Here is a 14,403-nt window from a genome sequence, read left to right as displayed (position 1 = left end):
CTGTACTCACTGTTATTGGCTTTCAGGGGCCGGGTTATGATTCAACCGGCGTCAGAGCGGGTGTCTCTGCGGTTTTTGCCGCCACCGTGCCTGACACCGTCTGGCACGGCAGTAACAGGGCCGATGTTGGCAGCGGACTAGGCAAACGCACCCGGCATTGGGTCTGTCCGTCCCAGCGCACGTCCATGCCTTCTCCCGGGTTGAGTCCGGTTAGCCAGACGCTGCCTTCGTCATTGACGATGCCGGTCTGATAGTGGTGGTCATTCACCACTACGGCACCAAACGGCGGCGAACTGCCGTCGGCCAGTTTGATCACCGCCATGGCTTTCTCCCCTGCTACTACGCTGAACTTGCGGTAGCCGATCGCCCCTTCGGTCAGGGTGCCCTGCACCACCGACTGGTTGGCGTCGACGTTATCCGGCAGCTTGTTGACGTCCACCGACACGCTGTTGCGGTAATAACTGTTGATGTCGCTGACCACCGCCTTGCCAAACATGTTGGTGTTCGATGTCCCGCCATAACCCTGAACCGGCACGCCGCTGACGCCGGCGGTGTCGACCATCATGCGGGTGCCCCCCAGGGTGGTAACCCGATGCAATGCGGCCCCTTTTGGCGTCACCGTCGCACCGCCCTGCATCGACAACCCCAGCGAGCTGTACTGGCTCCCCTGGTAGCTGGCATTGGCGGTCACTTCAGCAATATCACCGTCATGGGTGAAGTAGCCGCTGGCCGTACCGCGCCCCCCGTTACCCACGCCACCGGTCAGGCGGTAGGTGTTGTTGTCGTCAATGCGATCGTAATAACCGACGGTATTGGTGCTGCCGGCCCGGGTGGTTTGGTTGTTGTAACTCATGGTCCCGGTTCTGCCCCAAGGCACGCTGACGCCCAGGTAAACCCCGTCGTCGTGACTGTTGTTGAACACCGTGCGGTAGGCCGACAGGCTCAGGCTGATGTTCTTGAACGAGCCAATGTCGAAATAGCGTGACAGCGACAGGTTGTAGTTGTTGTTGGCGGGTCTATCCCAATAGGTTTGATGGCTGGCGGTCAAAAACGCGCTCAGCCCCAGAGTCCGGAACTGCTTGTTCAGCGAGACGGTATACATCTGCTTGCTGTTGCTGTAATTACCGCCGTGGTAACGCGCGTCCAGATATTGCGACATGCTCATGTAATTACGTTCGGAGAAGCGGTAACCGGCGAAGGTCACCTGGCTGTCATACTCGTCAAAACGCTTGGAATAGTTCAGCCGCCAGGAGGTGCCGGACGGCGTCCCCTTGCCTGGTAACTCGGCGCGCGACTGCGTGGCGTCCAGCGACAACGCACCAAAGGCCAACAGATCGCGCCCCACCCCCAACGCCAGTGCTTTATAGCCGGCGGAAAACAGCCCGCCGCCGAACAATGACCAGCCGTTGCTGACCCCCCAGGAGAATTCGCCACCGCTAAACACCTGCCCTTCGCTGTTGTGACGGTAGTTTGACGGTTTGCCGGCCACCATTTTGTAACGCACCAGGCCCGGTCGCGTCAGGTAGGGCACGTCCGCCGTGTCCACCTGGAAAGTTCGCACGCTGCCATCCTGTTCCTGAATGCGCACATCCAGTTTCCCCATGGTGGCGGAGTTCAAATCCTGAATGCGAAACGGCCCCGCCGGTACCTGGGTTTCATACAGCACTCGCCCCTGTTGGCTGACGGTCACCTTGGCGTTGGTTTTCGCTACCCCGGTCACTTCTGGTGCATAGCCACGCAGGTTGGGCGGCAACATGTTGTCGTCCGACACCAGGCTGGCACCGGTATAGCGGAAGCTGTCAAAAATGCTGGAGCTGAGGTAATCCTCACCGAACGTCAACTTGGCGCGCAGTGCCGCGATAGCGCGATACAGGTAATAACGGCTCCAGTCCCAGCGTTGCTGCGAGTTGCTGTTCTGGCCGGTAGTATGGTCATACTGCGCCTGCCAGTCAGCACGAAAGCGCCAGGCACCGAGATTGGCCCCGGTGGTGCCGTTGCCGCTCAGCGACTGATTGTTTTGCCCCTGGCTTTGGCGGACAGTTTGCGCGTTGACGTTATAGTCAAACAACATGCCGGCGATACCCTGATCCCAGCGCGACGGCGGATCCCAGTTCTCGTCGGTGTACTCCAGGTAGGCCTGCGGCACATTCAGATACAGCGAACCGGAACCCAGATCGGCCCTCGTCTGCATGCCCTTCAACGAGTCGAGCGCCAGACATTGCCCCTGGTTCCACCAGGCCAGATTGCGCTGCACCGAGGCTTTCAGCCCCAGTTGCTCCACCATGGCCGGTGTCAGGCAGGGGACGCTGCCCTTGGCATCGTCCGGGGGGGCCAAAAAGGTGATCTGCTGCTCCGGCAGTTCCTGTTTGTTGACCCGTAATACCAGCGCATACTGGCCCGGCATCATGTAACCGACGCGTGAAAACTCACTCAGATCAATGGCGGTTCTGTCTTTGACGTCCAGCACGTCGGTGTTGAATTCAATGCTGTCAGCCGCCAGCACCTGCCCGGTATGGCCCAGCATCAAACCCATCCACACCGCCAGGGGACGCAATATCCATTTTGCCCGTGGGGAAAACAACAACACGGCATGTTCCTTCATCAGTAATAATCCATTTTGAACCGCACCGTGGTGCGATAGGCCCCCGCGCGCAGTATCTGGTGTGTCCCCACCAGCCGCAGACTGTAGTCCAGCCGTGTATCCCCGGGCGTCAGCGCACCGGACGGCATCGGCACGCCGGACTGCGCCACGTTGCCGGCGACATCGGTAATTTGTATCCCCATGCCTTCGGCCTGCCCGGTGCTGCCAAACAGGGCGCCGTCAGTCACATCACCGGCAAAGGTCACGCGGAATTGCGTCCAGTCGGCACGGCCGGGGCGCATCTGTTGCAACGAGCAGTTAACTAATTGAATGCTGAAGGGGCTGGCCGGCCCCTGACCGTCGCGCATCATTTGACCGACCGGCAACACCGCCAGATCGATAGTCTGATCACGGCTGCTGACGGCAATGGCGCAGGGCACGTCGACAATCGAGCCTTGCATATTGACTAACCCCTGCCCCTGATGGGCAGAAGCCGCAACGGAAAACCCGCAAATAGCCCACAGGCAAGGCATGAAGCATGAAGACCTAAAGCGCAACATGAGGCGACCTCACTTCAATCGGGCTGGCGACAGAAAGGGACGGGCGCAATAGCGCCCGTACGAGGCTTACTGATAGGCCAGCGTGAAGTTGGCGACCGATTTGAAATCACCCGGGACAATCGTGGAATAGGTGGTTGAAGCTGGAGTACTGCCACTGGCGGCGGTGGTGGTGGACTCGCCTTGCAGGAAGGCGGCAAATGCCAGGGTATTAGTGCCGTCACTGACTTTAATGGCGCTAGTAGGTTCGCCGAGTTTAATATCGGATCCTCCCTGAGTTAACACAATGGATGCACCGCTGGCGGTACCGCTCAGCCCCAGATTATTGGCATTGCCTTTAGACGGCGCGCCAGTGAAGGTGGTGGTAACGGTTTTGTCGACCAGATCTGAGATATCGCAGCTTTGCAGTTTAATGTTGAAATTCTGTGGTGCGGATTTGCCCCCCTTCTCCAGTGCCTTGTTGGCCACACTACCCAGATTGACGGTCTGGTCAACAGACTCTGGCGCAATAGAGCAAGGGGCTTTGATGATAGACCCGGTAAAGGTTACAGAGCCGCTGCCCTGGTTAGCCGCATTAGCCGTAGAAACCATTGAGCCCATCGCCATGGTAGCCAGTACTGCTGCAATCAGATTTTTGTTCATGTTCATGCTTTGTAATCCCTTAAAAGACGTGATTTTCGATTCCGGTTCCCAATGAACCGGGAATAAAGTTGGTGATAAATTCCGGCAGACGGGCATCCCTCCGCCGCCACCAAATTCACCCCGAAACAAAAGCGGCTATGCCATCCAGGCAATGTTCCATTTTGTATCAAAGTGACACATTAATTATTAACGACTGTTTATTTTTATATTTTTAGAATTAAAATCTTTTTTATATTATTTAATCGGGATTTAAATTCATTAAAATGGCATAAGTAGCATTGGCAGGCGTGATTTTGACAGGTGTAACGAACATGTTCGGGGACACAACAGATCTAAGAGGTGGGTGGGGTTTATAAATAATGATTATTTATCAAAGGATTAGAAAGTGATTATGGGGGAGGCTTGACAAAAGACAGGGGCATTCTTAATATGGCGACACTTTGATACAAAATGACACATTTTTATTAAAGTAATCTACTGATTAATAATGAATTTCAACTATTCCGCTTTAACCCTTGCCCTTAAGTTTCTCGCCACATTTCGGCTCCAAATTTCATTGAAACGCTGCGAATTGCTGGCGGTGTAGAGCACCGTATGGTTGATATTACGGTGACCCAGATAATCCTGTATCAGTCGGGTATCTGCCCCCAAATCGGCCAGCGCAAACCCACAGGCATGACGCAACATATGCGGGTGGGCAATGACATCCACACCGGCCAGACGGCCAAATCGTTTGAGCAAGCTGTATACCGCCTGCCGACAAAGCGGACCGCCCTTTTGCGATAAAAACAGCCAGGGCATTGACCGGTCGTCCAGCGTAAACCTGTGCCAGCCAGGCATGCAAATAGGGCAATTCCTCCTGAGTTAATGGGTGGGTGGTGGAAAAGCCGTTTTTCAACCGCCTGACATGAACGATGCCGGCCTCCAGATTAATGTCTGACAACGTCAAACGAACCAATTCACTGACCCGAAACCCGTGAATAAAACACATTTTTAACAAGCAGGCATCCCGTTGCGGGTGTCGCCCTTGTACCGCAGCGCGTAAGATTTTTTCAATCTCATTGCGGGTTAAATATTTACGTTGCTTCACCATAGTCTCACCTTACTAAGCAGATTTATCTTCTCCTATGTTGATACCGAGCAGACAGTCTGACCGCAGGTCGCCTTCCCCCGCTCGACGGGAGCATCCCGCGCCCACGCTATTACCTTAGCCTATGCATCATCAGAAAATGAAATAAAAATCTGGGGGTTATGCTGAATAGCGTCGAGGATTGGCACGGACAGAACTTACCTTTTCGCTCCCGAAACTTAACAGGGGCAGTATTCAGCCTGCTGCGAGCTTTTTAACTTTTGAGGCTCAGACCGTTGATGAACAGGCCGCAAATCTGTTACAACTGCGGCTTCTATTCCCCAGTCAGCCCCACACCTATGATTGTCAGACCTCAGCAACACTGGTTCAGACGGCTTTTCGTCTGGCACGGTTCAGTGCTCTCCAAAATTCTGTTTCGCCTCAGCCTTAACGTGGCGATGTCGATTGTCGCCGTACTCTGTTTTCAGTGGTACGAACATCTGGGCGTCAAGCTGACCCTGGCCCCCTTCAGTTTGTTAGGCGTGGCGATCGCTATCTTTCTCGGCTTTCGTAACAGCGTCAGTTATGCGCGCTTTACCGAAGCGCGGCTGCTGTGGGGCAGCCTGTTGATCGTCCAGCGTTCGCTGCTGCGCCAGATTAAAAGCCTGCTGCCGCAGCAGGACCAGGCGGCACGGGAATTCGCCTCCCTGCTGATGGCCTTCAGCTATTGCCTGAAACACCAACTGCGCGGCACTGATATCAGCGCAGACCTACAGCGCCTGCTCCCCAATGCCGATCTGCGGGCGATTGCAAACAGTGCTTCCCCCTGTAACCGGCTGTTGCTGATGATGGGGCAATGGCTGGGTGAGAAGCGGCAATCGGCGCAGTTGTCGGACATGCTGTTTCATAGCATCGATCAGAATCTTAACCGGTTGTCGGAGATCCTCGGCGGCTGCGAACGCATCGCCAATACGCCGATCCCCTTTGCCTACAGCCTGATCGTCCACCGCACGGTTTATCTGTTCTGCACCCTGCTGCCCTTCGCACTGGTGCCGGATCTACACTACATGACGCCGCTGGTGTCGGTGTTTATCTCCTACACCTTTATCTCGCTGGACTCGCTGGCGGAAGAACTGGAAGATCCTTTCGGCACCGCTGCCAACGATCTGCCGCTCAATGCTATGTGCAATGCGATTGAGATCAACCTGCGTGAAGTGAATGATGAAACGGACCTGCCGGCCGCCGCGCAGCCAGACAGCCGCTACCAACTCAGTTAATCTGTTACCGCTTCAGGCCGGTGTAAACCGCGCCTGAAGCCCCAGTGACAATTACTCTCGCCAGCCCCCGCCCAACGCGCGATAAAGATCGACCAGATTGGTCAACCGTGCCAAACGAGTTTCCACCAGAACCTGTTGCGCCGCATACAACGAGCGCTGAGAATCCAGCACGTTGAGGTAGTTATCCACGCCCTGTTGAAAACGCTGCTGCGACAGGGTGTAGGCTCGCTGGTTTGCCGCCACCAACCGCGTCTGTGCCAGGATCTGCTCATCCAGAGTGTCGCGACCGGCCAGGGCATCGGCCGTTTCGCGGAATCCTTGCTGTATCACCTGCTCATAACGCGCGACTTCAATACGCTTTTGCACCTCGCTCAGATCCAGCCCGGCACGTAAAGCTCCCCCAGAAAAGATCGGCAGTGAGATTTGCGGCGTAAAACTCCAGGCACCGGAACCGGAAGAGAATAACCCGTCCAAACCCGCGCTGGCCGTGCCGCCGAAACCGGTCAGGCTGATAGTCGGAAAGAACGCCGCTCGTGCCGCACCAATATTGGCATTGGCAGCGCGCAGTTGATACTCCGCCGCGCGAATATCGGGTCGTCTGATCAGTAGCTCTGCCGGCAGACCGGCCGGGATCGCCTCAGGAAGCAGGCTATCAGGCAAGCTGTTTGCCTGTGCCAACTGCGCGGAAACCTCTGGCGCCAAAGGCTGCCCGACCAATAACGTCAGGGCATTATTGTCCTGCCGGACCTGCTGCCGATACCGTGCCAAATCGCGCTGCGCCGTTCGCACCCCGATCTCTGCCTGGCTGTGATCCAGTTCGGTCGCCACGCCGAGCCGGAAGCTTTGATCTACCAGCTCAAAGGCCGCCTGCTGTGAGTTCAGCGTCTCCTGCGCCAGCGCCAGGAGTTCGCTATCGGCACGTAACGCCAGATAAGCGTTGGCGGTTTCGGCGATCAAGGCCAGTTGTGCCGCCGTCCGCGTTTCATCCTGCGCCAGATACAATTCCAGCGCCTGTTGATTAAGGCTGAGCAGACGGCCAAACAGATCCAGTTCCCATGCCATGACCCCGCCAACCTGATAGCTGCGACCGATAGCGGATTGCCCCCCTGCGGCCAGATCGCCCGGCGTGCGCTGCACCGCAGCCTCCCCCTGTGCCGCCAGTGTGGGCAGAGAATCTGCCCGCTGAATACGGTAACGAGCGCGAACGGCCTCCACGTTCAGCGCCGCAATGCGCAAATCACGATTATTGGCCAATGCCTGCGCGATCAGCGTTTGCAGCAATGGATCGCGGTAAAACTCGCGCCAACCGCTATCCGCAGTCACTGCGCTTGCGGTTTGCCCCGCGCCATAGGCCGGATACAGTGATGCAACCGGTGCGGCGGGTCGTTGGTATTCTGGTGCCAGCGAACACCCCGCCAGAGTGGCGGCTGTCAGCATCATGCCCACAGATTTCATCATGACGGCTCTCCCGGTGCCGGGGCGCTGAGTTCGGCGTCTTCCTCTTGCTGACGTCGTTCACTAGCACGTTTCACCCGGAACAACCGCAGCATGATGACGAAGAACGCCGGCACAAAGAAGATCGCCAGGAAGGTGCTGGTCAGCATGCCGCCAATCACCCCGGTGCCAATCGCATTCTGGCTACCCGAACCGGCCCCGCTGGCAATCACCAGCGGCACCACGCCAAGGATAAATGCCAGCGAAGTCATCAGGATCGGTCGTAACCGTTGCCTGGCGGCCTGTACCGCCGCCTGCTCCGGGCTGGCCCCAGCCTCAAAATGCGCCTTGGCGAACTCCACGATCAGAATGGCATTTTTGGCCGCCAGCCCAACGGTGGTCAGTAAGCCCACCTGGAAATAGACGTCGTTGGCCAGGCCCCGTAACAGCGTGGCCGCCACGGCACCAATCACCCCAAGCGGCACCACCAGCATCACCGCGCTGGGGATGCTCCAGCTTTCATACAGCGCCGCCAGACACAGGAACACCACCAACAGCGAAATAGCATACAACGCCGGGGCCTGTGCGCCGGAAAGCCGCTCTTCAAACGACAACCCGGTCCAGTCGTAGCCCACGCCAGGTGGCATCGTGGCGGCAATTCGTTCCATTTCCGCCATCGCGTCGCCGGAGCTAAACCCCGCCGCCGGCTCACCCTGCAGGTTAAACGACGGCGCACCGTTATAGCGGTTGAGCTTCTGCGCGCCGTAGGTCCATTCGGCGCTGGCAAAGGCGGAGAACGGCACCATGTCGCCGTTATCGTTACGCACAAACCACTGTTCCAGATCCTGTGGCAGCATGCGTGACGAAGCATCACCCTGTACGTAAACCCTTTTCACCCGGCCACGATCGATAAAGTCATTCACATAGCCCGAGCCCCAGGCCAGCGACAGCGTGCGGTTAACCTCGGCTATCGGTACGCTGAGTGCCCGCGCCTTCTCCCGGTCGATCAACAGTTCATACTGTGGTGCATCCTCCAAGCCGTTGGCGCGAACGTTGTTCAGCACCGGGCTTTGTCGGGCAGCCGTCAGGAAGCTATCGCGCGCGGCCAGCAACTGTTGATGCCCAATACCGCCGCGATCCATCAGTTGAAAGTTAAAGCCCGCCACATTGCCCAATTCACGCACTGCCGGCGGCGAAACCACAAAGGTGCGGGTATCGCGGAAATCGCGTGCGAACATGGCATTCAAACGGGCCGCAACCGCTTCGGCCTTTTGCGATGCGTCCGGTCGCTGATCCCAGTCGTGCAGGCGAATAAACAGCGTGCCGACGTTCTGTCCGCGCCCCCCAAAGTTAAAACCAGAGATGGCAAACACCGATCGCACACTGTCCTTCTCCATCTCTAACAGGTAGTCGGAGGCACCACGCAGCATGGTTTGTGTGCGTTCTGCGCTGGCACCGGCCGGTGCCTGCACCTGGGCAAACAGCATGCCCTGATCCTCCTGTGGCAGGAACGACGTGGGGATGCGGGTAAACAACCAGCCGGTGGCGATAGCAATCACCAGATAAATCAGCATCAACCGGCGTGGGCGACTTAGCCCACGCATCACCGAAGCCGCATAACTGTGGTTGGCCCATTCAACGCGGCGGTTGAACCAACCGAAGAAACCTTTTCGCACGGCGTGATCCGCCGCTTTAACCGGCTTGAGCAGCGTGGCGCACAGCGCAGGGGTAAACACCACTGCCACGATCACCGACAGCACCATCGAGGAGACAATGGTGATCGAGAATTGTCGGTAGATCACCCCCGTTGACCCGCCAAAAAACGCCATTGGCACAAACACCGCCGACAGCACCATGGCAATCCCCACCAGCGCGCCGGTGATCTGGCTCATCGATTTGCGGGTCGCCTGCTTCGGCGACAGTCCCTCCTCATGCATTAATCGCTCGACGTTCTCCACCACCACGATGGCGTCATCGACCAACAGGCCGATCGCCAACACCATACCGAACATGGTCAGTGTATTGATTGAATACCCGAAGGCCGCCAGCACGCCAAAGGTACCCAGCAACACCACCGGTACCGCCAACGTCGGGATCAGCGTGGCACGGAAGTTCTGCAAGAACAGATACATCACCGCAAACACCAATACCACCGCCTCCACCAGCGTGCGTACCACGTTTTCGATCGACAGACTGATAAACGGAATGGTGTCATAGGCATCGACAGCCTCCATCCCCGGCGGGAAGAAGGGTTTCAACTCCGCCAGCGTGGCACGCACCGCCTGTGCGGTTTCCAACGCATTGGCTCCTGTCGCCAGCCGAACCCCCAGCCCCACCGAGGCGTCGCCGTTGTAGTAGCTGTCAATAGAGTAGTTCTGCGCTCCCAGTTCGATGCGCGCCACGTCGGCCAAACGTACCCGCGAACCGTCCGGATCGGTTTTCAGCAGGATTTGGCCAAACTCTTCCGGCGTCTGCAAACGTGAAGGGCCAATCACCGTGGCATTAAGTTCCTGCCCGGGCAGCGCCGGTTGTCCGCCCAGTTGGCCGGATGAAACCTCAACATTCTGCTCCTGGATGGCGTTGCTGACGTCGGTGGCAGTGAGGCTGTAGTTCACCAGGGCTGCGGGATCCAGCCAAATGCGCATCGCATAAGGCGCGCCAAACAGTTGGAAATCCCCCACGCCATTGGTCCGGCTGATCGGGTCCTGCACATAGGAGGCGACGTAATCCGCCAGATCCTGACGGGTCATACTGCCGTCCGTTGAGACAAACGCCAGTACCATCATAAAGTTGGCGGTAGACTTGGTGACGCGGATCCCCTGCTGTTGCACCTCCAGCGGCAACAGCGGTTGCGCCAGCGCCAGCTTGTTTTGCACCTGTACCTGAGCGGTATCGGCGTCGGTACCCTGCGCGAAGGTCAGCGCTATGCTCATGCTGCCGTCGGAATTACTTTCGGAGGAAATATATTGCAGGTTGTCGAGGCCGTTCATTTGCTGTTCGATCACCTGTACCACCGTATCCTGCACCGTCTTTGCCGACGCGCCGGGATAACTGACCTGAATACTGACGGTGGGCGGCGCGATACTCGGGTACTGGGCTACCGGTAAATTGGCGATCGACAGCAGGCCACACAACATCATGATGATCGCCAGCACCCAGGCGAACACCGGCCGATCGATAAAGAATTTAGCCATGAGCCGGCTCCTTGCGCGCGCTGTCTCGTTGCGCCGTTGTGGTGGCCGGTTCCCATTCCACCGCATTCACCTGCACTCCGGGCCGAACCGATTGCACGCCCTCAACAATCACCCGTTCACCCGGCGACAACCCGGCCGAGACCAGCCAGCTATCCCCCAGCGCCCGCTCGGTGGTCAGCTCACGCAGTTCAACCTTGTCTGCGGCATTCACCACCAGCGCAGTCGCCTCACCACGCGGGTTGCGGGTAATACCGCGTTGTGGCACCAACAACCCACCCTGCGCTGCCATGCCCTCCATCAGCCGCGCCCGTACAAACATGCCCGGCAGCAATTTGCGCTCCGGATTGGGAAACACCGCTCGCAGGACTACCGAGCCAGTGGAGCGGTCTACCGTAATCTCTGAAAATTGCAGTTTGCCGCTGTGGGCGTAGCGCGAGCCATCTTCCAGCGTCAGGCTGACCGCAGCAGACTGCGGCCCCTGGGCCTGGGCGACTGTACCCGTGTCCAGCGCATTTCTCAGCCGCAGCAACTGGGCGCTGGACTGGGTAACATCCACATAAATCGGGTCTATCTGCTGTACTGCCGCCACCGCCGCGGCCTGCTGCGCCGTCACCAGTGCCCCTTCGGTGACCAACGAACGCCCAATAATGCCGTCGATGGGCGACAGTACCCGGGTATAAACCAAATTGATGCGCGCCGTTTCCAACTGCGCCTCAGCCGCCTGTACATCTGCCACCGCCTGCTGATGAGCGGCCACCGCGTCGTCATATACCTGACGACTAATGGCGCGGCTATCGGCAAGGGGGCGATAACGTTGGATCAACAATACGGCGGTACGCAGTTGCGCCCGCACCCGCGCCAGGGCAGCATTGCTACGATCGTATTCCGCCTGAAACAGTGCGGCATCAATCTGGTAAAGCGGCTGCTGCGCCTTGACCTCTTCCCCTTCGGTAAACAGGCGTTTTTGCACAATGCCCCCCACCTGCGGCCGCACCTCGGCATTACGGAAAGCCGCGATACGGCCCGGCAATTCACTGGTTAACGCGATCGGTTCGCTTTTCAACGTCACCACCCCGACTCGCGGCGGCGGCGGCGGGGCTGCAGGCGGTGCCTCTCTGGCAGCCACCACCAGCCACAGGGAAAGCGAGGTCGCGATGACCACCACGCCGACAGCAAGAGAGGCGATTTTGAGGCTCATGAATGCGTTTCCTTTTGCGTGTTGGGTCTGGGGTTGTTCGGCACACCCGCGGGCAGCCAAAGGTTACTGTACGAGCGGGGAACTGACCTCAACGTGACCGCCAGATAACATTCATGTCAGTTAACCGGCTTTTTCCCTAACACTGTCCTTAGCTGACAGAAATGTCAGCCGGCCGTCAGCTTGACGACCACATGGCTGTCATAAACTCATCACAGAATGTGATGCCTTGTGGTATGGCTGCAGGTTTCATGATTAATTAACCCCCAGGCAACCATGACGGGAGTGGCCATGCGATTACTGTTGGTTGAGGACGAGGAAAAGACTTCGTCCTACGTTAACCGCGCGCTGAGCGAACTGGGTTATACCCTGGACGTCGCCGGAGACGGGATTGAAGGCCTGCACCTGGCGGTGCAACAGGATTATGACGCGGTGATCCTGGACGTTATGTTACCGGGCAAGGACGGTTACGCAGTGCTGGAAGGCCTGCGTGCCAGCAAACAAACGCCGGTACTGATGCTGTCTGCTCGCGGTTCGGTGGACGAACGCGTCAAGGGCCTGCGCCACGGGGCAGATGATTATCTGCCCAAGCCCTTCTCGCTGATCGAACTGGTCGCCCGCATTCAGGCGCTGTTGCGTCGCCGTACCAGTGACGGCATTGATGTGACCCAATTACAGATCGACGATCTGCATGTGGATTTGCTGGCGCGACGGGTGACTCGCGACGGAGACCGCATCGATCTGACCGCCAAAGAATTTGCCCTGCTCAGCCTGCTGGCCCGCCATCAGGGGGAGATCCTCTCCAAAATGATGATCGCCGAACAGGTGTGGGACATGAATTTCGACAGCGACGCCAACGTGGTTGAAGTGGCGATTAAGCGACTGCGCGCCAAAATTGACACCCCTTATCCGCAAAAGCTGCTGCATACGGTGCGCGGCATGGGCTATGTGTTGGAAAATCGTCCACTGCGTCGTGATGCATCACGGATAACCCCCTAATGAAAGTCTCTATTTCCAGCCGCATGGCATTAATGTTTGCGCTGACCATGGCGCTGATCATGCTGGTACTGGCACTGTTTCTGCGCAGCTCGCTGCTGACCTCGCTGCAAAACCAGATGCACAATGAGCTGCATTTTCGCCATTCACTGATCTCGCCATTTATCGAAGCCAAAGGCACCGCGCGCGATTGGCCCATGGTGCAGCAAAAGCTCAATACTTTGTCCAACAGCGAAGGCAACCAGGTGAAATACTGGGTGATCAGTAACGATCCTCGCTACCGTATCGGGGGCCCACCACCGGCAGGTACCCATTGGTCGAAACTGCCGGACGGTTTTGCCACCGCGCCGGATCCACAAGGGGGCTGCCCGCTGTATATGTTAATCGCTACCCTGCCGCCGTTGGGGGATCGCCCTGAAGTGCGCTATGTGGTGGCGATTGATTCCACTCCCTACATGGGTACCTTGAACGAGTTTACCCGGGCGCTGGTGATCATTTCACTGTTGGGGATTGGGCTGGCGGCAATGCTGGGTTACGCCATCTCACGCATCGGCATGCGCCCGGTGCTTAATCTCAGTGAACAAGCGCACAGCCTGGTGCCCGGCACCAGCGGCCAACGGCTGGACAGCGCCGCGTTGCCCGCCGAATTGCGCAATCTGGCAGAGTCCTTCAACGGCGTGCTGGCACGACAAGAGATCGCCTGGCGGCAACTGGAAAGCTTTAACGCCGACGTGGCGCATGAATTACGCACTCCGCTCACCAATTTGATCGGCCAAACTCAGTTGGCACTGGCGCGGGAACGTGGCGTACATGAACTGGAAGAGCTGCTGCAATCGAACCTGGAAGAGCTGGATCGCATGACCTCTATCGTCAACGACATGCTGTTTTTATCTCACGCGCAGGCGGGCCAATACGCCACCCAATTGAGTGAGGTGTCACTGCGCGAGGAGTCACTGAAAACCGCCGAATATGTCGAACCCTCGTTTATGGAAAAGGATTTGGTTATTGAGATTTCCGGAGAGGTACGAGCGCAGGTCGATCGGCGGCTGTTTCATCGTGCTCTGGCCAATCTGTTGGAAAACAGCGCGCGCCATGCGGCAACAGGCAGCGCGGTGTCGGTACGCCTACAAGAACAACGCGGGTATGCCGTCGTGGCGGTCGCCAATCAGGGAGAAACCATCGCCCCTGAGCATCTGACGCGGTTATTTGAACGCTTCTATCGCGTTGATTCTTCACGCGTGCGCAGCGACATGCACCACGGTCTGGGGTTGTCGATCGTTCGTGCTATCGCGTTAATGCACCATGGCGAAGCATTCGTCCGCAGCGTCGATGGCGTCAATACCTTCGGTTTCTCACTGGCACTGTCACTTCCCGAAGAACACCCTATCACCCCCACTTCCGAACCCGTGCAGGCATCCCCCGCCATCGGCAAGATTAAGCGGGAAAGTCTGTCCTGAT

9 protein-coding genes and 1 pseudogene are annotated in these 14,403 nt (G+C 57.8%); 3 read left to right on the top strand and 7 right to left on the bottom strand.

Annotated elements, in window-relative coordinates; all coding sequences use genetic code 11:
- Positions 1-34: 34 nt before the first annotated feature.
- The 4 genes and pseudogenes from OC597_RS16050 to OC597_RS16035 form a co-directional block, all read right to left on the bottom strand.
- On the bottom strand, positions 35-2,602 hold the full coding sequence (locus tag OC597_RS16050) for an outer membrane usher protein (protein ID WP_262209524.1): 2,568 nt from the start codon (positions 2,600-2,602) through the stop codon (positions 35-37).
- A complete protein-coding gene (locus OC597_RS16045; RefSeq protein ID WP_262209522.1) occupies positions 2,602-3,042 on the bottom strand; it encodes a fimbrial protein in 441 nt (146 codons plus the stop codon). The genes OC597_RS16050 and OC597_RS16045 overlap by 1 nt, the downstream gene beginning before the upstream one ends.
- A 165-nt stretch (positions 3,043-3,207) precedes the next feature.
- Positions 3,208-3,786 carry a fimbrial protein gene (locus OC597_RS16040; RefSeq protein WP_261284942.1) on the bottom strand — a complete coding sequence of 193 codons (579 nt, stop codon included), beginning with the start codon at positions 3,784-3,786 and terminating at the stop codon, positions 3,208-3,210.
- Between the two features lie 492 nt (positions 3,787-4,278).
- A pseudogene (locus OC597_RS16035) lies at positions 4,279-4,873 on the bottom strand (tyrosine-type DNA invertase).
- A gap of 335 nt (positions 4,874-5,208) precedes the next feature.
- On the opposite strand from OC597_RS16035, the gene OC597_RS16030 reads away from it, so the two are divergent.
- Positions 5,209-6,126, top strand: a complete 918-nt coding sequence (locus OC597_RS16030) for a bestrophin family protein (protein WP_262209520.1) — start codon at positions 5,209-5,211, stop codon at positions 6,124-6,126.
- A gap of 51 nt (positions 6,127-6,177) precedes the next feature.
- Here OC597_RS16030 and OC597_RS16025 read toward each other — a convergent pair whose 3' ends face one another.
- The 3 genes from OC597_RS16025 to OC597_RS16015 are packed head-to-tail and all read right to left on the bottom strand — an operon-like array spanning position 6,178 to position 11,952.
- A complete protein-coding gene (locus tag OC597_RS16025) occupies positions 6,178-7,584 on the bottom strand; it encodes an efflux transporter outer membrane subunit (protein WP_262209518.1) in 1,407 nt (468 codons plus the stop codon).
- A complete protein-coding gene (locus OC597_RS16020) occupies positions 7,581-10,754 on the bottom strand; it encodes an efflux RND transporter permease subunit (protein ID WP_262209516.1) in 3,174 nt (1,057 codons plus the stop codon). The genes OC597_RS16025 and OC597_RS16020 overlap by 4 nt, the downstream gene beginning before the upstream one ends.
- Positions 10,747-11,952, bottom strand: coding sequence for an efflux RND transporter periplasmic adaptor subunit (locus tag OC597_RS16015; RefSeq protein WP_261424346.1), 1,206 nt, complete (start codon positions 11,950-11,952; stop codon positions 10,747-10,749). The genes OC597_RS16020 and OC597_RS16015 overlap by 8 nt, the downstream gene beginning before the upstream one ends.
- A 288-nt stretch (positions 11,953-12,240) precedes the next feature.
- Between OC597_RS16015 and OC597_RS16010 the strand changes: the two genes are divergently transcribed.
- The gene (locus tag OC597_RS16010) at positions 12,241-12,948 is read left to right on the top strand and encodes a heavy metal response regulator transcription factor (RefSeq protein ID WP_261256065.1); all 708 of its coding nucleotides are present in this window, start codon (positions 12,241-12,243) and stop codon (positions 12,946-12,948) included.
- Positions 12,948-14,402: a heavy metal sensor histidine kinase gene (locus tag OC597_RS16005; protein ID WP_262209504.1), complete on the top strand. Its 1,455-nt coding sequence runs from the start codon at positions 12,948-12,950 to the stop codon at positions 14,400-14,402. Before OC597_RS16010 ends, OC597_RS16005 begins: the two co-directional genes overlap by 1 nt.
- The last annotated feature ends 1 nt before the right edge of the window (position 14,403 follow it).

The organism is Serratia proteamaculans, from assembly GCF_946227095.1.
GTDB lineage: Bacteria > Pseudomonadota > Gammaproteobacteria > Enterobacterales > Enterobacteriaceae > Serratia > Serratia proteamaculans_E.
The sequence above is the reverse complement of the archived record's forward strand: the minus strand, read 5'-3'. Positions and strand labels throughout refer to the sequence as shown.